The following is a 23,845-nucleotide window of genomic DNA, read 5'->3' on the forward strand; positions in this document are numbered from 1 at the left end:
TTCTTTCTCAAAGTCCCCTATTTTCGCTACAGACGCTCTTTCACATAGATACCATAAACTTCACCAGGGCACCATTTTATCTGCCCTACAAGCTAATAAAACGGGCTAATCATCATGCTGATGATTAGCCCGTTTAACTTTATTCGCAACTACTCATGAAGATGGTAGTTGTAAGTGGATATGATAATATTTTGTCGTGAATTTAAAATGGTTCGTAATCTTAAGCTTGTTTGGTTATGCAGCACATTTTCCCAACGATGTCGTGGAACGAATTGCGGTACCAAAACAGTCGTTGAATAGTTCCGATCAGCGGCCCGCTTTGCAATGACATCACAGAACCGTAATGTTGGCTGGGCAATTGAACGATAAGATGAATGGATATCAACAAATCGAACATCCGGGAAGTCCTTCTTAAACTGCTCAGAAGTCTTATGTTCCTTTTCAGGATTGGAATCAAAGGAAACGTGCATGGCAATGACATAATCACCAATTGACTGCGCGTAGCTAATTGCGTTCGCAGTCACCCGAGTGACGCCACTTACAAGCACAATGACTGTCGATCCGTCAAAATGGTGAGTTGTGGCAATCTCCGTATTGGCTTCAACCACTCGCAGCTGCTCGGCCACACGCTTGTAATGATGATTAATTTTGTAGAAGATCCGTAAAAGAATCGGCATGACAATCAAGTAAGGCCAAACATTTGGGAATCTCAATAGGAATAAGCAGGTAACCAGTGAGAGCGAAATAAACGCTCCGATAAAGTTAATCACTGACTTGATCTGCCAGTTTTTACCACGATTTCTTCGCCAATGAATGATCATTCCTGATTGTGACAGTGTAAATGGAATAAATACACCAACCGCATACAAAGGAATCAATGAATTGGTTCGGCCACCAAAGATTTGAATTAGGATAATTGCACCGATAGCCAAAGAAATAATTCCGTTTGAATACCCTAACCGATCACCTTTATCAAGGTAGGCATGAGGGAGAAATTTATCTTTTGCCAGGTTATAAGCCAAAATTGGAAAGGCTGAAAAACCTGTATTGGCAGCAACCGCTAAAATCATCGCAGTGGATATCTGTAATGCATAGTAAACAATGCCATGGCCAAAAATTGTTTCACCAATTTGTGAAAGAACCGTTTCGTGAGTGTTTGGGACAATTCCCATGTAGTAACTCAGATAGGTAATTCCACCAAAGAAGAAGGCCAAGATAGTTGCCATAATGGCAAGCGTTGCGGCAGCATTTTTACTCTTTGGCTTGTTGAAATTAGGAACCGCATTACTGATGGCTTCAACACCAGTCAGTGATGATGAACCGGATGAGAAGGCTCTGAAGAACAGAACCAGTGTCATCCCTTCAACGGGGGCCCCGATATGAGCCGCAGCATGATACTCAATATTTCCGCTGACAATGTTGTAACCACCGTAAATAATCATGACAATAATCATGACAATGAACAAATAAACCGGCAGTGTCAAAAATGAAGCCGATTCTCGAATTCCCCGAAGGTTCAGCAGCATAATTGCCACAACGATCAAACAGGAAATTAAGACGCCGTGTGAATACAAAGACGGAATTGCTGAAGTGATCGCTTCAGTGGCTGATGTCGTTGATACGGCAACGGTCAACATGTAATCGACCAATAGTGAGCCTCCGGCAATTAATCCGGCCTGCTCACCCCAGTTGGTGCTGGCAACAACGTATGCACCACCACCGGATGGATATGCGTGAATAATCTGTTGATACGATAATGTAATCGCAGCTAACAGAATCAAGACGAGTGCAGCAACCCAAATTTGATACATCAAAGCAGCTGCTGACAACGTAATCAAAATGGTAGTAATCTGTTCAGTACCATATGCGACTGACGATAACGCGTCAGAGGACAGCAAAGCCAAAGCTTTGAATTTGGTTAAGGATTGACCACCTTCGTCAGTGGTTTTTAATGGCTTTCCAATTAGGAGCCGTTTAAGATATCGCCACATAAATAGTTACTCCTTTTTCATTAATCTACCATTCTTGTGAACCATAAAATAATAGTCCTTCTGTCTGGTAAAAACAAGTCTTAATATGTACGCTCAGATAGGCCTCTAAAAAGAGCCCTATCCAAGTATCTAATCCGAACACGTTAACTACTTTAATATTGAACTTGATAATAAGCAAGTACGAAAATGAGCATTAATTCCAAAACTGGAATCAATGCTCATCTTTAGTTACTTAGAAGCTGTCTAAAATCTCTTAAGTAATAGTGCTAAAAACGCTAAAACGACCATTTGCAGACTGGTGGTTAATTGACGCTCACAATTTTTCCAAAGTCGCCGACAATTCTCTAGCCAACTAAAAGATCGTTCGACTACCCAACGTTGGGGCATGACTTCGAATCGATGCAACTCATTGCGCTTCGCAACCTGCACGGTTGCGTTTAAATTACTGGCTACATCGAGCTGAAAATTAACGCCTGAATAACCACCATCAACTAAGACATTTTGAACCTGGCGTAAATGCATGGCATGTAAAGCGATCATTGCACTGGCCCCGTCTCGATCAGAGACGTTCGCTCGCGTCATGTGAATGGCCTGCGGAAAGCCATTGATATCAACTGCCAGATGGCGCTTAATCCCCGAGATTTTCTTACCAGCGTCGTAACCTTTGTTTTCAGCAGTAGCGGTGTTTTTGACGCTCTGAGCGTCAACGATAATAAAGGAAGTTAAAGCTGAACGTCCTTGGTAAGTTCGCCGAGCAATGACAATTTTTTTAAAACTTGTTCCAATAAAGAATCAGCCGTAGGCTCAGCTTTAGTTGACCAAATTTTGTAATAGTTGTAAACTGACCGCCATTCTGGGAAATCACCGGGGACTTGACGCCATTGGCAACCGGTTTTCAAGACATATAGGACTGCACAGAAGACCTCGTAGAGGTCATATTTTCGAGGCTTAGTTCGCTTACGAAAATTTTCTAAAGCTGGTCGAATTAATTCAAATTGTTGCCGAGTAATATTGCTGGGATAATTTTTCATAGCTTAAACTCGCTTTTTACATAGAAGTATATCAAAAATCATAGATCTTGGACAGCTTCTTAGGCAAAACATTTATTAAATGATTAAATTACATGCCCATTCCTGGTTGTGGCATTGGTGCTGCAGGCTTATCATCCTTTGGTTCTTCAGCAACAACAGCTTCAGTTGTCAACAGCAATGCTGATACAGAAGCGGCGTTTTGAAGAGCTGAACGGGTAACCTTGGTAGGATCAACGATACCATCTTTGATCATATCTTCAAACTTACCATCGGCAGCATTGTAACCAATACCATCCTTTTCATCCTTGAGTTTTTCAACGATGACAGAGCCTTCAACACCGGCATTTTCAGCGATTTGACGAACTGGTTCTTCAAGTGCACGAAGAACAATGCGGATACCAGTTTCTTCATCACCATCAGCCTTTGAATCCAATTTGGCAATGGCAGGAATGACGTTAAGCAAAGCAGTTCCACCACCGGGAACAAAGCCTTCTTCAACAGCGGCACGGGTTGCGTTCAAAGCATCTTCAATACGATACTTCTTTTCTTTCAATTCAGTTTCGGTTGCGGCACCGACACGAACAACAGCAACTCCACCTGATAACTTAGCAAGACGTTCCTTTAACTTGTCGCGGTCAAAGTCTGAAGTGGTCTTTTCAATTTGGGTCTTAATTTCAGCAACCCGCTTTGAAATATCATCACTTGATCCTGAACCGTCAACAATGGTAGTTGAATCTTTAGTAACGTTAACTTTGTTAGCTTGACCTAATTGTTCAAGAGTTGCATCTTTCAAGTTCAAACCAAGGTCATCAGTGATAACAGTTGCACCGGTCAAAATGGCGATATCTTGGAGTTGATCCTTACGACGATCACCAAATCCAGGAGCCTTAACGGCAACAACATTGAATGTTCCTCTCATCTTGTTCAATACAAGAGTTGGAAGAGCTTCACCACCAATATCATCGGCAATGATCAAAAGTGAACGACCTTGTTCAACAATCTTTTGTAACAATGGAAGAATATCTTGAATGTTGGTAATCTTCTTGTCAGTTACTAAGATGTATGGATTGTCGAGGTTGGCTTCCATCTTGTCGTTATCGGTAACCATGTATTGTGACATGTAGCCACGATCGAATTGCATACCTTCAACAACGTCCAAGCTGGTATCAACACCACGTGATTCTTCAATGGTAATAACACCATCATGACCAACTTTTTCCATCGCGTCGGCAATTAACTTACCAACTTCTGTGTTAGCTGATGAAATAGATGCAATTTGGGCAATGTCATCTTTAGTTTTAACATCGTGTGACATCTTGTGAAGTTCATCAACTGCAGCCTTGGTAGCTTTTTCAATTCCGCGACGAATACCAACTGGGTTGGCACCTGCAGTGACGTTCTTCATACCTTCATTAACAATTGCTTGAGTCAAGACAGTTGCGGTAGTGGTACCATCACCGGCAACATCGTTAGTCTTTGAAGCAACTTCGGATACTAATTTGGCACCCATGTTTTCAAAATGATCAGGTAATTCGATTGACTTGGCGATAGTAACACCATCGTTAGTGATTGTTGGATTACCGGCACTTTGTTCCAAAACAACGTTACGGCCTTTAGGTCCGATAGTTGCTTTAACTGTATCTGCTAATTTATCAACACCCTTGAGCATTGCGCTACGAGCATCTTCAGAAAACTTTACTTGTTTAGCCATTTCAAATTTCACCTCAAAAAAATATTTTTGATTAATTTATCATGTATTAATTGATTCAAATGATTCAAGAAAGACATTTATCTTGTTAAAATAAGATTATTCAACAATTGCAACGATGTCTTTTTCATGAAGAACGAGATAAGATTTATCGTTATCTTCAATCTCAGTTCCGGCGTACTTATCAAACATAACCTTGTCGCCTTTTTTAACAACTGGTGCTACTTTTTGACCGTTGTCCAATACACGGCCATCACCAACGGCAACAACTGTTCCGGCTTGTGGCTTCTTCTTTGCGTTGTCAGCAAGAACAATACCGCCCACCGATTTTTCTTCTTCTTTTTCAGTTTCGATAATTACGCGATCTCCTAATGGCTTTAACACGTTAGTCCCTCCATTTACAACAATTTTTAGCATCATTAGCACTCTTATGATAAAAGTGCTAATCACTGTTTATAATATATTATTTTTTCCGACCAATTGCAAGGCTTTCTGCATATTTCCTTCAAGAATCCTTTGTTAGAGCCAGATATTTTATGAATAACTGTAAAAGAAAAGACCGGGATTTTCAAAATCACCGGTCAATCTTTCATAATGATGTTACTAATTTTACTTGCCAAAATTTTCAATGAAGTAAATTAAAGTTTGAAGTTCGTTGGTTAAATCAACGTTTTGAACCAAGACATCCTCTGGTACTTGAAGGCGAATCGGTGTAAAGTTCAAGATTCCCTTTACCCCACCGGCAACTGCGTCATCCGCAATGGATTGAGCAACTTGAGCCGGAACCGTCAAGATAATGACTTTGATCTGCTGATCATGCAATTGGTGTGAAAGTTCTTCGATTGGATATACTGGCACACCGTCTTCAATCTTATTCACAATCTTATCATCAGTATCAAATGCAGCAGAGATTCGGACGTTACCATCCTTGTGAAAATTAAAGTTCAACAAGGCATGGCCTAAGTTACCAACTCCAATTAAGGCAACATTTGTTAAATGTTCCTGATTTAAAATCTGTTTAAAGAATGAGAGCAGATTATCCACATCATATCCATAACCCCGTTTGCCCAGGGCACCAAAATAGGAAAAGTCACGACGAATGGTTGCTGAATCTACCTGAACCGCCTCAGCTAATTCTGTTGATGAAATACGCTGTTTTCCCGTGTCATGCAAGATGTTTAAATATCGATAATAGATGGGCAATCGTTTAGCGGTTGCGCGTGGAATATTTTCAGCTGTCAAGAAAATTTCCTCCTAGTTTGTTAGTTTGATTAAAAGAACTTTGTGAACTCTTATTTACAACCTATTCTACCATATAACGACATCTTGTGAAATATATTTCAAATAATACTTACAAAAAATTACTGAAAACTTGCAAGATATGCTAAAATTAACTATTGATTAATATAAAACGAAAGGTGGCCAAACACGTGATAATCCTACAAGCACAGGATCTTACAAAGCGATTTAATGGTGAAACAATCTTCTCAAAAGTCAATTTGGCCATTCAAGAAAAAAGTCGGGTTGCCCTCGTTGGCCGCAATGGAGCCGGCAAATCAACCATTGTTAAAATGATAATCGGTGAACAATCAATCGATGGTGGCAAAATTGTTACCAAGAAAAACCTGTCTATTGGATACCTCGCCCAAGATACGGGATTAAATTCAGATAAATCAATCTATGCAGAAATGGAATCCGTCTTTGCAGGGTTAAAAGAACAGGAAGCCAAGCTTCATTCCCTCGAAGAGCAAATGGGTTCCGCTAATATGGACCCAAATTCAGAAGAGTATGAAACAATTTCCTCACAATATGACAATATCCGGGCTGACTTCGAGCAACACAATGGCTATGGATACGACGCAGAAATTCGCGGGGTCCTCCATGGGTTTGGCTTTGAAGAGCCCGATTATGACCGACCGATTAATGAATTGTCTGGCGGTCAAAAGACTCAGTTGGCCTTAGCAAAGCTGTTATTGGAAAAGCCAGAGTTATTAATCCTCGATGAGCCAACCAATCACCTGGATGTCGAAACCATTACCTGGCTTGAGGGCTATATCCAAAACTATAGCGGTGCCCTACTGATCATTTCTCATGACCGATACTTTCTTGACCGAATCGTCAATGAAGTTTATGAAATGTCACAAGGAACCCTGCATCATTTTACCGGTAATTACACTGAATATACCAAGAAAAAAGAACAATTAATTGAGCAGGAATGGAAAGAATACGAAAAGCAGCAGGCAAAAATTGAAAAACTGCAAACATTCGTTGATAAAAATATCGTTCGGGCTTCCACAACCAAGCAGGCCCAAGCCCGCCGTAAACAACTAGAAAAAATGGACAAGCTTCAAAAGCCAACCGGTGACGCCAAATCGGCCCGATTTTCGTTTACGCCAAAGTCCAAGAGTGGCAACAATGTCCTAAACGTCGCCAACGCTGCTGTTGGGTACACCTCAATTCTCTCTGAGCCAATTAACCTGGATGTTAAGCGTCATCAGGCAATTGCGATTGTCGGGCCGAATGATGTTGGTAAATCAACCCTCCTCAAAAGCATCTTGGGAATTATCCCATTTATCAAAGGTAAAGCCCAATTTGGAACTGGCGTCGATACTGGGTACTATGACCAGGAGCAGGCATCACTGCACGCGTCTAAAACGGTTCTTGAGGAACTATGGGATGATCATCCAACAACGCCTGAGGGAGACATTAGAAGCATTTTGGGAAGCTTCCTGTTTTCAGGTGACGATGTTGCCAAAATGGTCCATGATTTGTCTGGTGGCGAGAAGGCAAGATTGCTTTTAACAAAGCTTGCCTTCCAGCACAACAATTTTCTCATTTTGGATGAGCCAACCAATCACTTGGACATTGACAGCCGAGAAGTTTTGGAAAAAGCGTTAAATCAATTTGACGGCACAATCCTATTTGTTTCTCATGACCGATACTTCATCAACAAGATTGCCACGGCAGTCGTCGAATTATCACGTAAAGGAACAACCCTCTATCTTGGAAATTATGACTACTACGTCGATAAAAAAGACGAACAGACGGCCATAAAAGAACATGAAGCAGAAAAGAATGCCGCCAACATGCCCCAACCTGAAGCAAAAGTCACCACAGATAAAAAGAATTATGAGCTTAACAAGCAGGCTCAAAAGGAACACCGCAAATTAGCCCGAGAAGTTGAGGGGCTTGAGACCAAGCTGGATGACTTGACCAAATCAAAAGATGAAATTGAGGCTGAAATGACAAAGCCGGACGTCTTCAACGATTTGGGAAAGCTCCAAGATCTTCAAAAAAAGCTCGATGCCACAAACGAACAAATCAAAGAAACCGAATCTAGCTGGGAAGAAGCAAGTCTTAAGCTTGAAGGCGACGAATAGTAAAGAAATTCATCACAGTAAAATAAAAAGACCGGAGCAAAAGTAAATTTTTGCTCCGGTCTTTTTTCATATTACTTTTCTTCATCTTTCAACCATTCAAACTCCAAGCCTGGATCGGCGTTTAGTGTCGCATCTGCACGGGCACCGTGTCGATAAAGCATCTCTCCGGCAGCCCCGATCATTGCGGCATTGTCACCACAAAGTGAAAGTGGAACCAATTCCAATTTGGTATTCTTAAATGCTTGTAAATTCTTCGTTAAACGTTCACGTAGACCTTTGTTGGCAGCAACACCACCAGCTAAAATTAATTGTTTGACTGGGAACTCTTTTAAAGCCCGATCAGTCTTATCGGCCAAAACGTCAACAACGGCCTGTTGGAAACTGGCAGCCAGGTCTTCCCGGCTCAGTTTCTCATGGATTTGATCAGCATGATGGACCGTGTTGATGAAAGCACTCTTCAATCCACTAAAGCTGAAGTCAAAATTATCATCCGAATCCATGGCCCGAGGGAACTTAAATGTGTCGTGTCCCTTACGAGCCAACTCGTCAACCGGCTTGCCAGCTGGATAATTAATGCCTAAAACCCGGCCAACTTTATCATATGCTTCACCCGCTGCATCATCCCGGGTTTCACCAATAATTTCAAATTTGTCTTCTTCAGGCATATACACTAATTCGGTATGGCCACCGGAAACAACCAGTGCCATCGCAGGAAATTCAATTGGTTCAACCAACCGGGCTGCATAGATATGACCAGCTAAATGATTAACCGGCACAAGCGGCAGGTTATGGGCCCAGGCAACAACCTTGGCAGCAGTCACGCCAATTAATAACGCTCCGACCAAACCAGGACCATAGGTGACAGCAACAGATGTTAAATCATCGTATGTCACATCTGCTTCTTTGAGTGCATCATTAATACATCCGGTGATCTGTTCGATATGGTGACGACTGGCAACTTCCGGTACGACACCCCCAAATCGCTGGTGACTCTTGATTTGAGTTGCGACAATATTTGAAAGAATTTTATTTCCATTTTCAATGACTGCAACAGATGTTTCGTCACAGCTGCTTTCAAATGAAAGAACTAAATCTCTGGCCACTAAATTCATCCCATCCCTATTTTTTATCTATCCGATTTTGGTAATGTCCAAAACCATGTTCAATGCATCTTCTCGATCATTGAAGTAATAATCTTTTTTAATTCCGTTATCAACAAAACCGATATCCCGATAAAGTTTTTGAGCCCGGGTGTTGCTTAGCCGGACTTCCAACGTCACTTTATCATATTCCAGCTGACGCGCCTTTTTGATAATCGTAGTTACCAAAAAATAACCCAACCCATGATTTTGAAAGTTGGGAGCAACCGCCACGTTGGTAATATGACAATCTTTCGTATGATCGTTAAGTGAGCAGCCAATAAACGCGACCAGCCAATCATTCCGACGCAATACCAAATAGAGGCGGTCGGTCTTTCGCATTAACTCTGTTCGAAATGCCCGGTCATCCCAAGGTGTCTGACCACCATAAACTGCCCTTTCAATCCCCAAGATCTCTGGAATATCGGGAATCATCGCTTTGGCTAAAAAATATTCGGTGTCATTAATTTCCACGTCGTGATTCTTAATGTCTAAATATCTTTCACGCAGCTGAAGTTCTTTGTTATAAAATTGTTGGTTAAACCACTTTTTAAACTTTTTCAACATAATTATGCGTATCCTCGTTAGGATGTAATTTTTTCCAGTCGGCTTCAGCCTTGGTTAGACGCAGGTATCGTGGAACAACCGCATCAACATTGGAAACGGGTGACTGGCTCAGGCCGTACTGACCCAATTTGGCAGCACTCGGAATTCCTTCAAGAGATTGACCGACCACTAAACGACTATGTAAAGCGGATCTCATATCATTTTCAAAAGAATCGGTATCGCCAATAATGACAATTTGCTGGTCATATTCCGCAATCAAATGAAGCCACTTTTCAAGATTAATATGCTGATCAGAAATGACCGTCTCAATTTCGCCATCATTCCAACGATAAAGCCCGGTGAACATGTTTTGGTTGCGGCCATCGAAAATTGGGTTAATCAAAACGTTGTCTTTTTGAACGTTTAAGGCCAAGTTTAAAAGACTGGAAACTGTCACCAGTTCAATGCCAAGGGTGCTGGCAATTGTTTTAGCTGCCGTCACCGCCATCCTGATGCCCGTGTATGAGCCGGGACCGTCGGCAACCACTACCCGATCAAGATCAGCAGGAGCCAGATCCGACTTTTTTACCAAATCTTCAATAACCGGCATTAAAAATTCTGCATGCTTCCGATGGGTCGTCAAAGTGGTCTGAGCTAATAATTGGTCATTATCCATCACGGCAACGGATAGTGGCTTGTTTGAAGTATCAATCGCTAATATTTTCATTATTAATCGTTACCCTTTACTTGATTTTCCTTCCAAACAATCGTTGCGCTTGCGGAAAGAACATCATTTGATTTAATTTCATGAACAGTTTCAATTTTATCATTATTTGAAGAATCAACAACTACCGAACTCGTTACCCGATTACCGTACTTAACTTCGTTTTCAAAGCGGATATCGATATTTGCCGGTTCGTGGTTATTCAGAAATGACATTGGCAGTGAATCCAACATCCACTCTGGGTATCGAGAATTATTCACGTGCCCATTAAAATCAATGTCGCTCCAGCGTACCTGATACTCTTTGGCGGTCACTTTGTCAGTTGACTCAATCCGCTTGGGGCGCGGCAGTCTGGGAACTCGACGAACATTTTCCGACTGATAAGGCTTAATCACATCATCCTTAATTGGTGTAATCTTACGGGTCTTTTCATTCATCAAGACCCAAATGCTCTCAACTTTAACCAGTTCATTGCCATCTTGATCGTGGAGCCAGAATTCTCGGAAAGCAAAATAACGGTTGTAAGAGGTCCCTCGAGTTGTCATTTTAACAACCGAATCTTTTTTAGGCAGTTGACTAATGTGAATGGAATATGACGTGACAACCCATCCAATTCCATATTTATCAATCAGGTAAAGTTGATCGACTCCCAACTTTTCGTTTTGATGTTCTGAAGCGAGAATTAAAATGTTAATCAACATCGGAATTGAAATCCGATTGTTGACGTTGCATTCATAAAATGGGATTGTATGCAGTTCGCTGAAACTATGAGCTGTCATGAGCATGACTTCCTTTTATTTAAGGTCGTGATACTGGTTGTATATCACTTGTTTTTTCAAGTGATGATCTTTAGCGACCTTTTTAATCGCTTCATTAACGCTTAACCCGTTTTCGATATAAAAATCGACTTGTTGGTCAACCGTCATCCCTGCAAGTGGATCATCCGCTTCCGCTTCAGGATTATCATTACCTGATACTATAATAACAAACTCACCACGAATTTCAGTTGAGTTTGCCCACTCATTTAATTGAGTAAGCGATCCACGGATAAACTCTTCATGTTTCTTGGTTAATTCCCGGCAAAGTGCGCCATGACGTTCACCACCCAATTGAGTGGCTAAATTTTTGAGCGTCTTTTTTAAACGGTGAGGTGCTTCATAAAAAATCATGGTTTCGGGTTTATTTCTTAAGTCGTCAATTTCTTCCCGCTGTTCTTTTGGCTTCCGAGATAAAAAACCATAAAAATAAAACGGCTGTGGCGAAAGGCCGGAAGCAATCAACGCAGTAATTCCGGCATTGGCACCGGGCAGAGGCACAACATTGATATGCTGCTTAATGCATTCAACCACCAGTTCATGGCCCGGATCACTAATCGATGGCATCCCGGCATCACTGACTTGAGCAATTGTCAGCCCCTGTTTTAACTTACTAACCAGTTCAGGAATTCGTTCAGCAGTATTGTGCTCATGAAAGCTGATCTGTTTAGTAGACACATCAAAATGGTTCAGTAATTTTTGCGTGTTTCTAGTATCTTCAGCCGCAATCAAATCAGCACCTTGAAGAATTTTAACGGCACGGAATGTCATATCATCAAGATTGCCAATGGGTGTTGGCACTAAATATAAAATCCCATATTTAGTTAATGTATCAAAACTTTTTTGAGTTTCCACTGCTTACTCCTTAATCCCGCTTACCATATATAATGTCGGTACAGAAAATACAATCCTCACCATTTTCACGGCGTTTGCCATAATACGAACTGCAAACATGGAAACCTTCATTATAAAGTTTCTCCAAATTCTTTCTGGATTTTGATAGACGAGGAGAATTATTATCCATTTTTTCAGTAATTTCGTTAATTCTGTCACGTAAATGCTGATTCTCAATTTCCAGTTCAGCATTCTTTTCCATCAAGCCAATTAAGGATTCGTGAAGGTGAGAAAAGTTTGCCGCACTGGCACTTAGCTGAGTATCCATTTCTTTTAGTTCATCGTACAAGTCTTGACTATCCACGATTTTATCACCCTTTAGTAAACTATGACTTACTGATTTCAAGTATCTTTAACGTTAATGCTTCAATAATATTTTGAAAATTGACATTGACTGCCATGCTTTTGTTCACATCAAGCAGTTCATCCAACATTTTCAGGATCTGATCATTGCGCCATTTTGACGCTGCCAGCTTGGTTTGTTCAAGAATTGACGGATACTTCACCCGCTCTTCGGCCAAAGTGCCGTACTTGGTTTCCAAGACATCATCAAACAAGCTTAACATCATAGAAATCACAATTCGCTGTCGATCTTTATTGGTAATTAATGGCATCAAAGACATCTGGATAAACGGCATTGCCATTGTGTTGTCTTTAACCAAGTAGATGAACCACTTTTCCAACATCTTCTGTGTGGAAGCAAACCAGTCATCTTTCAACCATCCCTTAATCTGATCCAAACTGTTGGTAATGGAAATCATCAGATTAACTTCACTTGGCTTCACGCCACTGGACTGCAGCTCTTTTACCATCAATTTTTTACTGAGACTTGGAAATTCGACAACTTGGGTTCTGGAAATAATCGTTGGTAATACCAAGTTGCGATTCTTACTGATTAAAAAGCTGACCACGTTTCCTGTAGGTTCTTCAATAAATTTCAATAAACCATTGGCAGCTCCGGTTGTCATCTTTTCAGCTTCCGAAATGATGAATACTTTTTTAGAGCCTTCCATCGCACTTTTGGTAAATTCACTTTTAACGTGTCGAATTTGGTCAATCTTGATACTCTGTCCGTCGGGCTTGGTGACAACAACATCCGGATGGTCGTAATTCATAATTCTGACACATTCGGCACATTTTCCACATGGCATCCCATTTTGGACATTCGTACAAAAAAGCCGCATGGCAACTCCCATTGCGACTGAAAATTGACCCGCCCCGTCTTCACCGGTGAACAAATAAGCGTGTGACAACTCATTGTTTTTAACCAAATTCATAAACTGAGTGAAGATGGCTGGCTGTTTAGTTTGAGCAACGTTAACAATATCGTGTTCCATAACGTTCCCTTCTAAAACTGCTTAAAAGCTTCGATTGGCAGGACCATAACGGTTGCGCCGCCGACCTGCACTTCAATTGGAAAAGTATGTTCAGCGGTATCACCATTTAAACTTACAGGTGGTGTCATAAACTGCTGACGAGCTGAACAGGTTTCCTTGATTAACTTCAAAGTTAAATCGACTTTATCATCATCAACGGCGACCAAATAAGTGGTGTTGCCAGCACGCAAAAAACTACCCGTCGTTGAAAAACGAGTGGCCATGATCTCATGGGCAACAAATACTGATCGCAGTTTATTGGCATCTTTATCTTGGACGATTGCAATGACTAATTTCATAGTGAACGCTCCTTAAAATACTCAGGTGCTATTTCATGAATAATCTTAATTGTATCATGAATGACTGCATCGATTGGCTGGGTCGCGTCGATACTAATAAAACGATCCGCATTTGCATCACGAATCTTCATGTAGCCTTGGTGGACCCGCTTATGAAAGGCGGTTGTTTCAACATCAAGGCGATCAATTTTACTTTTATCACGGTGCTCAGCAATCCGATTAAGTCCCACTTCAACGGGAATATCAAAATAAATTGTTTTAAACGGCAACAAATTTTCGGTTGCAAATTCGTTCATTTTGGCAACTTGCTCCATGCCGATTTGGCGACCGGAGCCTTGATAGGCAACCGAACTGTCAACGTAGCGATCACAGAGTACCAGCTTGTTTTGCTTAAGTGCGGGTAGAATTGTTTCAACCAAATGTTGACGTCTGGCCGCAGCGTACAGTAAAGCTTCCGTTCGGTAATCCATTTCTGTATTCGCACGGTCTAAAATGACCTTGCGAATTTCTTCTGAAATTTTATTACCACCGGGTTCTCTCGTGACTAACAGCCTGTCGCCAATTTGCTGTTGAAAGACGCCGATAACCTGATTCATAACGGAGGTTTTTCCTGCGCCGTCCGGCCCTTCAAAAGTTATAAACTTACCATTCAAAACAATTCCCTCACTTTGTGGATTCAAATTAATTGTACTTTAATGCATTTGGTCTGTCGAACCGGAACCCCCACAAACCAATCACTCAAATTCGTCATGATCGTAACTGATAACGGAAGGTTGAATCTGATCATTTTTTATCTTCCGAATTCGAGCTTCTTTATATATGAAGAAATATTTTCTACGAGCTAAAGCAGTTTCCTGCTCCATCTCCATATCACTGTCGGCAACCGCCTCTTGCGTCTGCGCAGTGTGGTCCCACTCTTCTTTCAAGTTGTTGATCAATTCCAACAAACGTTGATCGTATTCTTTTTTAACATTCCGGTGCTTCATTCGATTAAAAAACATTTAAAATCCAACCACCCTGTCAAAATTAAATTTCAGTTCGTCCCTGGACAGCCTTGTATAAGGTCACTTCGTCCGCGTACTCAATATCGGAACCAACTGAGAGTCCATGAGCCAAACGGGTCACTTTAATCCCCGCCGGCTTAATCAATTTACTCAAATACATTGCAGTGGCTTCACCCTCTGGGGTTGCATTTGTAGCAACAATGACTTCTTTAACTTCCTTATTCTTTTGAAGTCGTTTAATCAAAGAACTGATATTCAGATCTTCCGGTCCTTTTCCTTCAATTGGTGAAAGAACCCCGTGAAGAACATGGTAAAGACCGTGATATTCCTGAACCTTTTCCATGACCATCACGTCTTTAGGCTCCTCAACCACCAGGATTGTGGATTGGTCACGGTTCTTATCACGACAAATTTCACAGGGATCTTCATCCGTTAAATTACCACAGATTGAACAATAATGAAGGTCGTTTTTCGTTGCAATGAGTGCTTTTGAAAAGGCCTTAACATCGTCTTCGTTCATATCAACCGTGTAAAACGCTAACCGGGTTGCGGTTTTATTGCCGATCCCCGGTAATTTCATATAACTATCAATTAACTTTACGATTGCTTCAGGATATTGCATATTTTCCCCTTTTTGAACTGATTACATTCCTGGAATTCCTTTAGTATACTTGCCCATTGTGCTTTCAGTTGCTTTATCCACTTTTGAAATGCCGTCATTAACTGCGGCAAGAATCAAATCTCCAAGCATTTCTGGATCGTCTGGGTCAATTGCTTCCGGCTTAATTTGAATATCAGTCATTTTCTTATCGCCTGAGAAAGTGACTTCAACCATATTATCTGGTGCAACGCCTTTAAATTCTTGCTTCTTAAGGTTTTCTTGCTCTTCTCCAAGCTGCTTTTGCATCTTTTTCATTTGTTTCATCATCTTATTCATGTTCATACCGTTCATCATTGTTAAATTCCTCCAATTAATTAATCATCTTTAATATCTAAAATATCGGTGCCAAAAAGTTCGGCTGCTTTTTTAACGACTGGCTGACTCTCTGAATCCGTCGTATCCGGACTGTCAGAATCATCAGTCGGTTCAGCTTTTGGGTCATTATCCTTGGCTTCCTTGGGAGCAGCCTTTTTGAGCTTGTCCCGATGGCTGACCAGGTATTCATGACGAATATCAGGCCACTGATTCTCTGGTACAAATACAATTTGCGGTGCTTTACCGACAATCCGGTCAAGGTTGTTTTCCAAGGCATCCTTCAAACTGGTATCTCCTTGGGCCTTTTGATAAAGGAATGGATATTCAAAAGCAACAATCACCCCACCGCTGCTGGCAGCAACCGGTGATGAAACGTGCATGACGGCTCGTTGCGTCACTGATAAGGCCTTCATCAGGTCGGGCCACACTTCTTTGAACTGATTTAATTGCTTTCGGGTCGCTTTACCTAAAATTGGATAAATCTTGGCCAACTCAATGTGGTTATCCATTGTATGGCTTTCGACTGGTTTTGACGGTTCCGGCGTGCTGACAACGTTATTTTCAACAGCTGGGGCCTTCTTAAGTGAATCAATTTCAGATTTTAATTTGGTAACTTCCTGCGTTAACTGCTGAATTTCGGAAGTAACCTCCGGATTGACAGTCGGTTGGGCAGCCGGTTGGGACTCCTTTGCAGGACCTGACTGAACTGTTGCATCCAAATGAGTAATCTTCACTGTCAGAACTTCCAAGTAAACATCCGGATGTGCAGTGAACCGCAGAGAGTTGGAAATATTGTTTAATTCATTAATAATCTGATAGATCTCTTGATCACTGATTTGGCCGCTAAGCTTCTTAAATTGATCATCAATGATCCCGAGTTCCATTTCTTCAACAATTCCGGGATCCTGCTGATACAGCAGAATGTCTTGACAATAACTGGTTAAATCTTCAATAAACCGGCTGGCGTCCTTGCCCTCATCCAGAATCTTTTGGACGGTAATCAAGGCACTCTTGGTATCTTTTGCAATAATTTGTTCCATATAAGTAGTTAACAACTCATTGGTCACACTACCGGTCACGAGAAGCGCGTTTTCATAGGTAATTTTATTATCACCGTATGACATGGCTTGATCCAGAATGCTCAATGCATCCCGCATCCCACCTTCAGCCGCCTTGGCAATGATTTTAAGCGCCTTATCGTCATACTCGACCTTTTTTTGATCCAGAATGTATTCCATTCTTTGCAAAATATCTTGGGGCTTAATCCGCTTAAAGTCGAATTTCTGGGTTCGCGAAATAATTGTCGCTGGAATCTTATGAGGTTCGGTAGTTGCCAAAATAAAGATCACATTGGCAGGTGGCTCTTCCAAAGTCTTCAACAGGGCATTAAAGGCACCGGTTGATAACATATGAACTTCATCAATGATGTAAACTTTGTAGTCCGCTTGAGTCGGCGCATACTTTGCCTTATCACGGATATCACGAATCTCTTCAACCCCATTATTAGAGGCCGCATCAATTTCAATGACATCGTTTAAGCTGCCTTCATTAATCGCCTTGCAGGTTTCGCATTGGTTACAGGGTTCACCATCTTTTAAATAATGACAGTTAACAGCTTTTGCAAAAATTTTGGCAGCGGAAGTTTTCCCAGTCCCCCGTGGACCAGTGAACAAATAGGCATGGCTTATCTGTTTTGTGATTAAAGCATTTTTTAATGTTCGTGTGATGATTGATTGGCCGACGATTTCATCAAATCTTTGTGGTCGCCAAACCCGATATAATGCTTGATAGCTCATGACCAAATCCTCCAAAAATAGTTGCCATACACTTAAAATTCTCAATTGAAACGTCTAAATAATTATATGATGAATTCAAGCAGAGTGCAATCAACGAACGTCGCTTCCAAACCGCTTTTCTCCAAAAAAATGCTCCCAGCAAAATTTGCTGAGAGCTGAAATTCTATGTACAAGAGGCACAAGGTTGATGATACTTAGTGCTGCTTCCTTCCGGACCTGACACAGTTCGTAACCCGACCCTTGCCTCAGGGCCTTGCGGCAATATCTATCATAACTTAAATGATTAAGAATTTCCAGTTTTATTCTTTCTTTTCTTACGGGCAGCTTTAAAAAAATCTTTCATTATCTTAGCGGATTGATCTGCCAAGACACCTTCAACAACATTCACCCGATGATTTAGGCGGGAATCTTCCAAAACAGTATACAAACTTCGTACCGCTCCGGCTTTGGGATCCCGCGAGCCAAAACAAACGTTATCAATCCGTGAGTTAATGATGGCACCTGAACACATCAGACAGGGTTCAATGGTGACATATAAATCACAGTCAATCAGTCGCCAACTGTTTAGATAACGACAGGCCTCTTCAATTGCCAAGATCTCCGCATGAGCAATCCCGTCGTTCAAATGCTCCCGCAAATTGTGGCCGCGTCCAATAATGATGCCATCATGAACAACAACGGCACCAATCGGAACTTCACCAATCATATAGGCCTTTTGAGCCTCAACCATTGCGGCTTTCATATAGCGACTATCAGCTTGAAACATGTTTTACCCTCACGATTCCTTAATACTTTGAAGAATATAATAACCTTTATCACGTTTTAAAATGGTGCAATTACCGAATAACTGGGTCATCAGCTTCTTGGCGGATGGTGCCCCCTGCTTCTTTTGCAAAACAACGGTCAACGTGCCTTTGGCAATTAAATGATCAACGGCACCGGAAATCATGCCGTCAACGACCTTTTTACCGGCTCTGACTGGTGGATTGGTAAAAATAGCAGCATAAGTGTCCTTTACTGCTTCGTAAATATCACTTTCAAAAATATGAACATTGTTAACCTGGTTGTCATTGGCATTCTTCTTTGCCAAATCCAAAGCAAGCTCATTGACATCGACCATATCTATTTCACGTTTGGGAAACGCTTTGGCAATGGAAATGCCAATTGGACCATAGCCGGTTCCCATATCCAACAATCTACCTGCCGGAATAATGTCATACTTAATATTTTTAACCAATACCCGGCTTCCATAATCGACAGTATGTTTTGAAAACACACCGTTATCAGAAGTGAACGTTAAGTTGTTTCCAAGCAACGAAAAGTTCCATGTTATGGGTTTTGATTCAACGTCTGGATTCTTGGAATAATAAAATGAATTGTCTGTCATAAAATTCTCCTAATTTGATTTTCACAAGCACCAACCATATTTGGTGCTTACAATTAGTTTTGTCACAATATATTGTGTTTTTATCGTTGCATTTCACACTATTTAGTGTAAAATTGAATCATAAATTAAATTTTAACGAAACAGGGGAAGTGTTAATAATGGCTAAAATTACATTATATTCAAAAAACAACTGTATGCAATGCAAGATGACAAAACGTTATCTTTCAGAACACAATGTGCAGTTTGAAGAACACAACATCAACGAGCAACCACAATATATTGATTACTTGAAACAACGAGGCTTCATGGCTGTACCCGTTGTCGATGTTGATGGTAAGCAAGCATTCAGCGGTTTCCGGCCTGATCAACTTCAGTCGATTGCCGGTTAATTGCCTTCATCCATTCTAACATATTGATTCTAGATTAGCGGGCGAAACCACAAACGGTCTCGCCCCTTTTATTCGCAATTTTAAGAAAGCGTGGTACTAAATATGTCACTTCACAATCTAAAGGATGTTACCTACTTTGACCTCAACAATGAAATTAACATCCCAGTTAACGGTCAGATTCCATTGCAAAAAGACCAGGAAGCCCTTCAAGCTTTCCTAAAAGAAAATGTTCAGCCCAACTTGATGAAATTTGACAGTCTCCAAGATCGGTTCGACTATTTGATCAAGAACAACTACTATGAATCAGAATTCGTAAACAAATACGATATGTCCTTCATAGAAAAATTGTACAAATACTTGGATGATCAAGATTTCCACTTTAAATCATTTATGGCAGCATACAAGTTCTATGCCCAGTATGCTTTAAAGACAAATGACAACGACTTGTATTTGGAAAGCTTTTTGGACCGAGTTGCCGCAAACGCCCTCTTCTTTGCGGATGGTGACGAACAACTGGCAATGGATTTGGCTGATGAAATTGTCCATCAGCGATACCAACCTGCTACGCCAAGTTTCTTAAACGCCGGCCGTCAAAATCGTGGTGAATTTGTTTCCTGCTTCTTAATTCAAACAACAGATGACATGAATACCATTGGCCGAACCATCAATTCAGCTCTTCAGTTGTCAAGAATCGGTGGTGGTGTCGGCATTAACCTTTCAAATCTGCGTGAAGCCGGCGCTCCCATCAAGCATATTGAAGGTGCCGCATCAGGTGTTGTGCCCGTTATGAAATTATTGGAAGACAGTTTTTCTTATTCCAATCAATTAGGTCAGCGACAAGGTGCCGGAGTTGTGTACTTATCAGTCTTTCATCCAGATATCATTGAATTTCTGGGTGCCAAAAAGGAAAATGCCGATGAAAAGATCCGCTTGAAGACCCTTTCGTTGGGTGTAACCGTACCTGACAAGTTCTATCAACTCATTAAAGCAGATGCTGATATGTATTTGTTCAGTCCCTATGATGTTGAACGCGAATACGGTGTTCCATTCTCATACGTCGACATTACAAAGGAATATGACAACCTGGTTGCCAACGATAAAATCTCCAAGAAGAAGATCAAAGCTCGTGACTTGGAAACTGAAATCAGCAAGCTTCAACAAGAATCCGGTTACCCATATGTCATCAACATTGACACTGCCAACCGCGACAATCCAATTGCCGGCCGGATCGTTATGAGTAACTTGTGTTCTGAAATTCTTCAGGTTCAAACCCCTTCAACCGTTGATAATGAGCAGCATTACATCAAAATGGGCAAGGATATTTCATGTAACCTGGGCTCTACCAACATTAATAATATGATGGATGGCAAAGACTTCGGTCATTCCGTTGAAAGTATGGTTCGGGCATTAACCTTTGTCACTGACCATTCAAACATCGACGTGGTTCCTTCTATTCAAAAAGGAAACAAGGAATCCCACTCAATCGGTCTTGGCGGAATGGGACTGCATAGTTTCTTGGTAAAACACCATATTTATTACGGTTCACCAGAATCCATCGAATTTACCAGCGTTTACTTCATGCTTTTAAATTACTATAGTTTAGTTGCATCTAACAAGATCGCAAAGGAACGCAAAGAAACTTTTGCCAACTTTGAAAACAGCAAGTACGCTGACGGCAGTTACTTTGATAAGTATTTAGATCAATCATTTGCACCAAAATCAGATGCAGTCAAAGCTTTATTCCCAGAAGACTGGATTCCTTCAAAAGAAGATTGGGAAAACCTTAAAGCATCAGTTATGAAAGATGGCCTTTACCACCAGAACCGATTAGCGGTTGCCCCAAATGGTTCAATCTCATATATCAACGATACAACTGCCAGTCTTCATCCAATTATCAACCGGATTGAAGAACGTCAGGAATCAAAGATCGGTAAAATCTATTATCCAGCCCCATACCTTTCTAATGACACAATGCCATATTACACATCAGCATATGATATGGATATGCGGAAGGTCATTGACGTTTATGCAGCTGCTCAAGAACACATCGACCAAGGAATGGCGCTGACCCTCTTTATGCGTTCAACGATTCCAGCAGGCTTGTATGAATGGAAGAACGGTCGGACTGACAAGATGACCACCCGTGACTTGAACATCTTACGAAATTATGCTTACAAAAAAGGTGTAAAATCAATTTATTACATTCGAACTTTCACTGATGATCAACAAGAAGTCGGTTCAAACGAATGTGAAAGCTGCGTCATTTAAAGGAGAAATTTATGACTGAGAATTATAAAGCAATCAACTGGAATGCCATTGACGACCAAATCGATAAAGCCACTTGGGAAAAGCTGACTGAACAGTTTTGGCTGGATACTCGGATTCCACTTTCAAACGACTTATCTGATTGGCGAACCCTTGACCAGGATCATCAGTGGGTGGTCGGCCATGTGTTTGGTGGATTAACATTGTTGGATACCCTTCAATCACAAGAAGGAATGGCATCTTTGCGGAAAGACGTCCAAACCCAGCATGAAACCGCCGTATTGAACAATATCCAATTTATGGAATCCGTTCATGCCAAAAGTTATTCATCCATCTTTTCAACACTAAACACCCCAGATCAAATCGATGAAATCTTTGAATGGAGTGACAGTGAAGAATTTCTTCAGAATAAAGCATTAAAGATCCGCGATATTTATGCGAATGAACCAGATCCATTAAAGAAAAAAGTTGCCAGTGTATTTTTGGAAACCTTCCTGTTCTATTCTGGTTTCTATACCCCACTCTGGTATCTTGGCCATAACAAGATCCCTAATGTGGCAGAAATCATTAAGTTGATTCTCAGGGACGAATCAGTCCACGGAACATACATTGGTTATAAGTTCCAAATTGGCTATAATCAACTGCCTAAGGAAAAACAAGAGGATATGAAGAATTGGATCTATGATTTCTTGTATAAACTCTATGGGAATGAAGAGAAGTATACCCATATTCTTTACGACCAAACCGGTTGGACCGAAGACGTGCTGACATTTATTCGTTATAACGCCAACAAGGCACTCATGAACCTGGGCCAAGATCCACTTTTCCCAGATACCGCCGAAGATGTTAATCCCGTTGTCATGAACGGTATTTCAACATCGACTGCGAACCATGATTTCTTCTCACAAGTTGGAAATGGTTACCTGCTTGGAAATGTTGAATCAATGAATGATTCAGATTACGATATTTAATCATTAATAAAAAATAAGGCTGACGCGCTCCCCTGATTGGGAATACGTCAGCCTTATTTGTATTTAGCAAGATTCTTAATTAACTAGGTCCTTCGGCTTTTCGCCATTCACCATTGTCATTAAATTACTTAATGAAATATCAATCATATTTCTGACCGATTCACTGGTATGGAATGCAGAATGTGGGGTAATGAGAACGTTTGGCATCATTGAGAATTTCAGAACATCAGGATCAGACACTTGTTTAGTTGACCTTGAATCCTGTAAATCGGCTGTTTCCGCCTCGATTGTGTCAATTCCGGCACCGGCAATTTCCCCGCTTTGCAATGCATACATTAAATCATTGGTATCAACAATCGAACCTCTGGCGGTATTGATCAAAAGTGCGGTGTCTTTCATTTGCTCAAAGACTTCATGATTGAATTGATGATAATTGTCATCAGTGGCAGGCATATGAATACTGATAATATCACTTTTGGTGTAAATATCAGCCAAGTCCTTTACATATACAAATTGTCCATTGGTTGATTTTTGAGGATACTTGTCATAGGCAATAACATTTGCTCCCAAGCCTTTAAAGAGTTTGATTGCTTCCCGGCCAATCCGGCCGGTTCCAATAATTCCAACCGTCTGGTCACTGATCAACCGACCCATAAAGTTTGGTGAAAAATGGAACTGGTGATTTTGATCCAACTGTTGTTTCATATACCCAACTCTTCTTGAAAGATAGAGGGCCATTGTAACGGCAAATTCAGCGATACTCTCGGGACTATATGCTGGGACGTTGGTGATTTGAACGCCGTTTCCCTTAGCGGCCGCGAGATCGACGTTATCGACACCCACATTTCGTAACGAGAGATATTTAATACCCATTTTCTTAAAAGCGTCAAATAATTCCTTTGAGTACGGAATTGTTTGGAGGCATGAAACACCATCAAATCCAGCAGCCTCTTGTACTGTTTCCTGGGTTAAGGTTGTTGTCGTGTATTTAACTTCAATTTTGTGATCTTTCCCCCACTTTTCAATAAATGGGATCTCGTCATCCCTGACGTTATATACAATAAATTTCATAATTGCCTCCTAGTTATTAATGGGCGTCTTTTTGTTTACGCTTCCATTTTACCAAAAATAAAGGGTTCCATACAAACAATCTC

General features: G+C 41.0%; 25 protein-coding genes and 1 other RNA gene. 4 read left to right on the plus strand and 22 right to left on the minus strand.

Annotation, left to right across the window (positions count from 1 at the left end; all coding sequences use genetic code 11):
- Nucleotides 1–149: 149 nt before the first annotated feature.
- From DNL43_RS11165 to DNL43_RS11185, 5 genes are all read right to left on the minus strand, one after another.
- Nucleotides 150–1,991 carry an APC family permease gene (locus DNL43_RS11165; RefSeq protein WP_056981070.1) on the minus strand — a complete coding sequence of 614 codons (1,842 nt, stop codon included), beginning with the start codon at nucleotides 1,989–1,991 and terminating at the stop codon, nucleotides 150–152.
- 243 nt (nucleotides 1,992–2,234) lie between these two features.
- Nucleotides 2,235–3,022 (minus strand): IS5 family transposase gene (locus tag DNL43_RS11170; RefSeq protein WP_080487858.1). Its coding sequence is split into 2 segments (ribosomal slippage): nucleotides 2,235–2,764 and nucleotides 2,764–3,022, totalling 789 coding nucleotides; the frame shifts between segments, so codons are not numbered across the junction.
- Nucleotides 3,023–3,110: 88 nt separating this feature from the next.
- A complete protein-coding gene (groL, locus tag DNL43_RS11175) occupies nucleotides 3,111–4,733 on the minus strand; it encodes a chaperonin GroEL (RefSeq protein ID WP_056982971.1) in 1,623 nt (540 codons plus the stop codon).
- A 96-nt stretch (nucleotides 4,734–4,829) separates the two neighbouring features.
- Nucleotides 4,830–5,114 carry a co-chaperone GroES gene (groES, locus tag DNL43_RS11180; protein ID WP_179286797.1) on the minus strand — a complete coding sequence of 95 codons (285 nt, stop codon included), beginning with the start codon at nucleotides 5,112–5,114 and terminating at the stop codon, nucleotides 4,830–4,832.
- Between the two features lie 225 nt (nucleotides 5,115–5,339).
- A complete protein-coding gene (locus DNL43_RS11185; protein ID WP_056982970.1) occupies nucleotides 5,340–5,972 on the minus strand; it encodes a redox-sensing transcriptional repressor Rex in 633 nt (210 codons plus the stop codon).
- Between the two features lie 188 nt (nucleotides 5,973–6,160).
- Here DNL43_RS11185 and DNL43_RS11190 point away from each other — a divergent pair, with 188 nt between their 5' ends.
- Nucleotides 6,161–8,110 (plus strand): ABC-F family ATP-binding cassette domain-containing protein, encoded by a 1,950-nt coding sequence (locus DNL43_RS11190; RefSeq protein WP_225364651.1) that lies wholly within the window; start codon nucleotides 6,161–6,163, stop codon nucleotides 8,108–8,110.
- 71 nt (nucleotides 8,111–8,181) lie between these two features.
- On the opposite strand, the gene tsaD is transcribed toward DNL43_RS11190, so the two are convergent.
- The 16 genes from tsaD to DNL43_RS11270 form a co-directional block, all read right to left on the minus strand.
- Complete coding sequence (gene tsaD / locus DNL43_RS11195) at nucleotides 8,182–9,222, minus strand: tRNA (adenosine(37)-N6)-threonylcarbamoyltransferase complex transferase subunit TsaD (protein WP_054769811.1); 1,041 nt, start codon at nucleotides 9,220–9,222, stop codon at nucleotides 8,182–8,184.
- Nucleotides 9,223–9,240: 18 nt separating this feature from the next.
- Nucleotides 9,241–9,816, minus strand: coding sequence for a ribosomal protein S18-alanine N-acetyltransferase (rimI, locus tag DNL43_RS11200; protein WP_056982966.1), 576 nt, complete (start codon nucleotides 9,814–9,816; stop codon nucleotides 9,241–9,243).
- Entirely contained in the window at nucleotides 9,800–10,522 is a 723-nt protein-coding gene (gene tsaB, locus DNL43_RS11205) for a tRNA (adenosine(37)-N6)-threonylcarbamoyltransferase complex dimerization subunit type 1 TsaB (protein WP_056982964.1), read from the minus strand. Before tsaB ends, rimI begins: the two co-directional genes overlap by 17 nt.
- A 2-nt stretch (nucleotides 10,523–10,524) precedes the next feature.
- Nucleotides 10,525–11,298, minus strand: a complete 774-nt coding sequence (locus tag DNL43_RS11210) for an acyl-[acyl-carrier-protein] thioesterase (RefSeq protein WP_056982962.1) — start codon at nucleotides 11,296–11,298, stop codon at nucleotides 10,525–10,527.
- 15 nt (nucleotides 11,299–11,313) lie between these two features.
- Nucleotides 11,314–12,189, minus strand: coding sequence for a 16S rRNA (cytidine(1402)-2'-O)-methyltransferase (rsmI, locus tag DNL43_RS11215; RefSeq protein ID WP_056982960.1), 876 nt, complete (start codon nucleotides 12,187–12,189; stop codon nucleotides 11,314–11,316).
- Between the two features lie 10 nt (nucleotides 12,190–12,199).
- Nucleotides 12,200–12,532 (minus strand): DNA replication initiation control protein YabA, encoded by a 333-nt coding sequence (locus tag DNL43_RS11220; protein ID WP_054769194.1) that lies wholly within the window; start codon nucleotides 12,530–12,532, stop codon nucleotides 12,200–12,202.
- Between the two features lie 22 nt (nucleotides 12,533–12,554).
- Nucleotides 12,555–13,565 (minus strand): DNA polymerase III subunit delta', encoded by a 1,011-nt coding sequence (gene holB, locus DNL43_RS11225; RefSeq protein ID WP_056982959.1) that lies wholly within the window; start codon nucleotides 13,563–13,565, stop codon nucleotides 12,555–12,557.
- Nucleotides 13,566–13,576: 11 nt separating this feature from the next.
- Nucleotides 13,577–13,903 (minus strand): cyclic-di-AMP receptor, encoded by a 327-nt coding sequence (locus DNL43_RS11230; protein ID WP_056982957.1) that lies wholly within the window; start codon nucleotides 13,901–13,903, stop codon nucleotides 13,577–13,579.
- A complete protein-coding gene (gene tmk, locus DNL43_RS11235; RefSeq protein WP_054769193.1) occupies nucleotides 13,900–14,556 on the minus strand; it encodes a dTMP kinase in 657 nt (218 codons plus the stop codon). Before tmk ends, DNL43_RS11230 begins: the two co-directional genes overlap by 4 nt.
- Before the next feature lie 81 nt (nucleotides 14,557–14,637).
- Nucleotides 14,638–14,889: a YaaL family protein gene (locus DNL43_RS11240; protein ID WP_263863750.1), complete on the minus strand. Its 252-nt coding sequence runs from the start codon at nucleotides 14,887–14,889 to the stop codon at nucleotides 14,638–14,640.
- A gap of 40 nt (nucleotides 14,890–14,929) precedes the next feature.
- Entirely contained in the window at nucleotides 14,930–15,529 is a 600-nt protein-coding gene (recR, locus tag DNL43_RS11245; protein ID WP_056982955.1) for a recombination mediator RecR, read from the minus strand.
- Nucleotides 15,530–15,550: 21 nt separating this feature from the next.
- Complete coding sequence (locus tag DNL43_RS11250; protein ID WP_054769191.1) at nucleotides 15,551–15,862, minus strand: YbaB/EbfC family nucleoid-associated protein; 312 nt, start codon at nucleotides 15,860–15,862, stop codon at nucleotides 15,551–15,553.
- Nucleotides 15,863–15,882: 20 nt separating this feature from the next.
- Complete coding sequence (gene dnaX / locus DNL43_RS11255) at nucleotides 15,883–17,679, minus strand: DNA polymerase III subunit gamma/tau (RefSeq protein WP_056982954.1); 1,797 nt, start codon at nucleotides 17,677–17,679, stop codon at nucleotides 15,883–15,885.
- Nucleotides 17,680–17,844: 165 nt separating this feature from the next.
- Nucleotides 17,845–17,931, minus strand: an RNA gene (ffs, locus tag DNL43_RS11260) — signal recognition particle sRNA small type.
- Nucleotides 17,932–17,962: 31 nt separating this feature from the next.
- Complete coding sequence (tadA, locus tag DNL43_RS11265; RefSeq protein WP_056982952.1) at nucleotides 17,963–18,445, minus strand: tRNA adenosine(34) deaminase TadA; 483 nt, start codon at nucleotides 18,443–18,445, stop codon at nucleotides 17,963–17,965.
- 9 nt (nucleotides 18,446–18,454) lie between these two features.
- On the minus strand, nucleotides 18,455–19,066 hold the full coding sequence (locus tag DNL43_RS11270; protein WP_054769190.1) for a class I SAM-dependent methyltransferase: 612 nt from the start codon (nucleotides 19,064–19,066) through the stop codon (nucleotides 18,455–18,457).
- A 158-nt stretch (nucleotides 19,067–19,224) separates the two neighbouring features.
- On the opposite strand from DNL43_RS11270, the gene nrdH reads away from it, so the two are divergent.
- From nrdH to nrdF, 3 genes are all read left to right on the plus strand, one after another.
- Nucleotides 19,225–19,455 carry a glutaredoxin-like protein NrdH gene (nrdH, locus tag DNL43_RS11275; RefSeq protein WP_013728176.1) on the plus strand — a complete coding sequence of 77 codons (231 nt, stop codon included), beginning with the start codon at nucleotides 19,225–19,227 and terminating at the stop codon, nucleotides 19,453–19,455.
- A gap of 102 nt (nucleotides 19,456–19,557) precedes the next feature.
- The gene (gene nrdE / locus DNL43_RS11280) at nucleotides 19,558–21,723 is read left to right on the plus strand and encodes a class 1b ribonucleoside-diphosphate reductase subunit alpha (RefSeq protein WP_056982949.1); all 2,166 of its coding nucleotides are present in this window, start codon (nucleotides 19,558–19,560) and stop codon (nucleotides 21,721–21,723) included.
- A gap of 11 nt (nucleotides 21,724–21,734) precedes the next feature.
- Nucleotides 21,735–22,691, plus strand: a complete 957-nt coding sequence (gene nrdF, locus DNL43_RS11285) for a class 1b ribonucleoside-diphosphate reductase subunit beta (RefSeq protein ID WP_054769189.1) — start codon at nucleotides 21,735–21,737, stop codon at nucleotides 22,689–22,691.
- 75 nt (nucleotides 22,692–22,766) lie between these two features.
- Here nrdF and DNL43_RS11290 read toward each other — a convergent pair whose 3' ends face one another.
- Complete coding sequence (locus tag DNL43_RS11290) at nucleotides 22,767–23,762, minus strand: D-2-hydroxyacid dehydrogenase (protein WP_095344854.1); 996 nt, start codon at nucleotides 23,760–23,762, stop codon at nucleotides 22,767–22,769.
- Nucleotides 23,763–23,845: the final 83 nt, after the last annotated feature.

This window comes from Lentilactobacillus kefiri (genome assembly GCF_009739535.1).
In the GTDB taxonomy this organism is placed as follows: Bacteria; Bacillota; Bacilli; order Lactobacillales; family Lactobacillaceae; genus Lentilactobacillus; species Lentilactobacillus kefiri.

Coding starts and splice junctions, on each gene's coding strand:
- groL (WP_056982971.1), bottom strand. CDS start 4,733: ATGGCTAAACAAGTAAAGTTTTCTGAAGATGCTCGTAGCGCAATGCTC.
- dnaX (WP_056982954.1), bottom strand. CDS start 17,679: ATGAGCTATCAAGCATTATATCGGGTTTGGCGACCACAAAGATTTGAT.
- DNL43_RS11165 (WP_056981070.1), bottom strand. CDS start 1,991: ATGTGGCGATATCTTAAACGGCTCCTAATTGGAAAGCCATTAAAAACC.
- tsaB (WP_056982964.1), bottom strand. CDS start 10,522: ATGAAAATATTAGCGATTGATACTTCAAACAAGCCACTATCCGTTGCC.
- tsaD (WP_054769811.1), bottom strand. CDS start 9,222: ATGAATTTAGTGGCCAGAGATTTAGTTCTTTCATTTGAAAGCAGCTGT.
- recR (WP_056982955.1), bottom strand. CDS start 15,529: ATGCAATATCCTGAAGCAATCGTAAAGTTAATTGATAGTTATATGAAA.
- tadA (WP_056982952.1), bottom strand. CDS start 18,445: ATGTTTCAAGCTGATAGTCGCTATATGAAAGCCGCAATGGTTGAGGCT.
- holB (WP_056982959.1), bottom strand. CDS start 13,565: ATGGAACACGATATTGTTAACGTTGCTCAAACTAAACAGCCAGCCATC.
- DNL43_RS11240 (WP_263863750.1), bottom strand. CDS start 14,889: ATGAAGCACCGGAATGTTAAAAAAGAATACGATCAACGTTTGTTGGAA.
- DNL43_RS11290 (WP_095344854.1), bottom strand. CDS start 23,762: ATGAAATTTATTGTATATAACGTCAGGGATGACGAGATCCCATTTATT.
- DNL43_RS11230 (WP_056982957.1), bottom strand. CDS start 13,903: ATGAAATTAGTCATTGCAATCGTCCAAGATAAAGATGCCAATAAACTG.
- nrdF (WP_054769189.1), top strand. CDS start 21,735: ATGACTGAGAATTATAAAGCAATCAACTGGAATGCCATTGACGACCAA.
- nrdE (WP_056982949.1), top strand. CDS start 19,558: ATGTCACTTCACAATCTAAAGGATGTTACCTACTTTGACCTCAACAAT.
- DNL43_RS11250 (WP_054769191.1), bottom strand. CDS start 15,862: ATGATGAACGGTATGAACATGAATAAGATGATGAAACAAATGAAAAAG.
- DNL43_RS11210 (WP_056982962.1), bottom strand. CDS start 11,298: ATGACAGCTCATAGTTTCAGCGAACTGCATACAATCCCATTTTATGAA.
- rimI (WP_056982966.1), bottom strand. CDS start 9,816: ATGTTGAAAAAGTTTAAAAAGTGGTTTAACCAACAATTTTATAACAAA.
- nrdH (WP_013728176.1), top strand. CDS start 19,225: ATGGCTAAAATTACATTATATTCAAAAAACAACTGTATGCAATGCAAG.
- DNL43_RS11270 (WP_054769190.1), bottom strand. CDS start 19,066: ATGACAGACAATTCATTTTATTATTCCAAGAATCCAGACGTTGAATCA.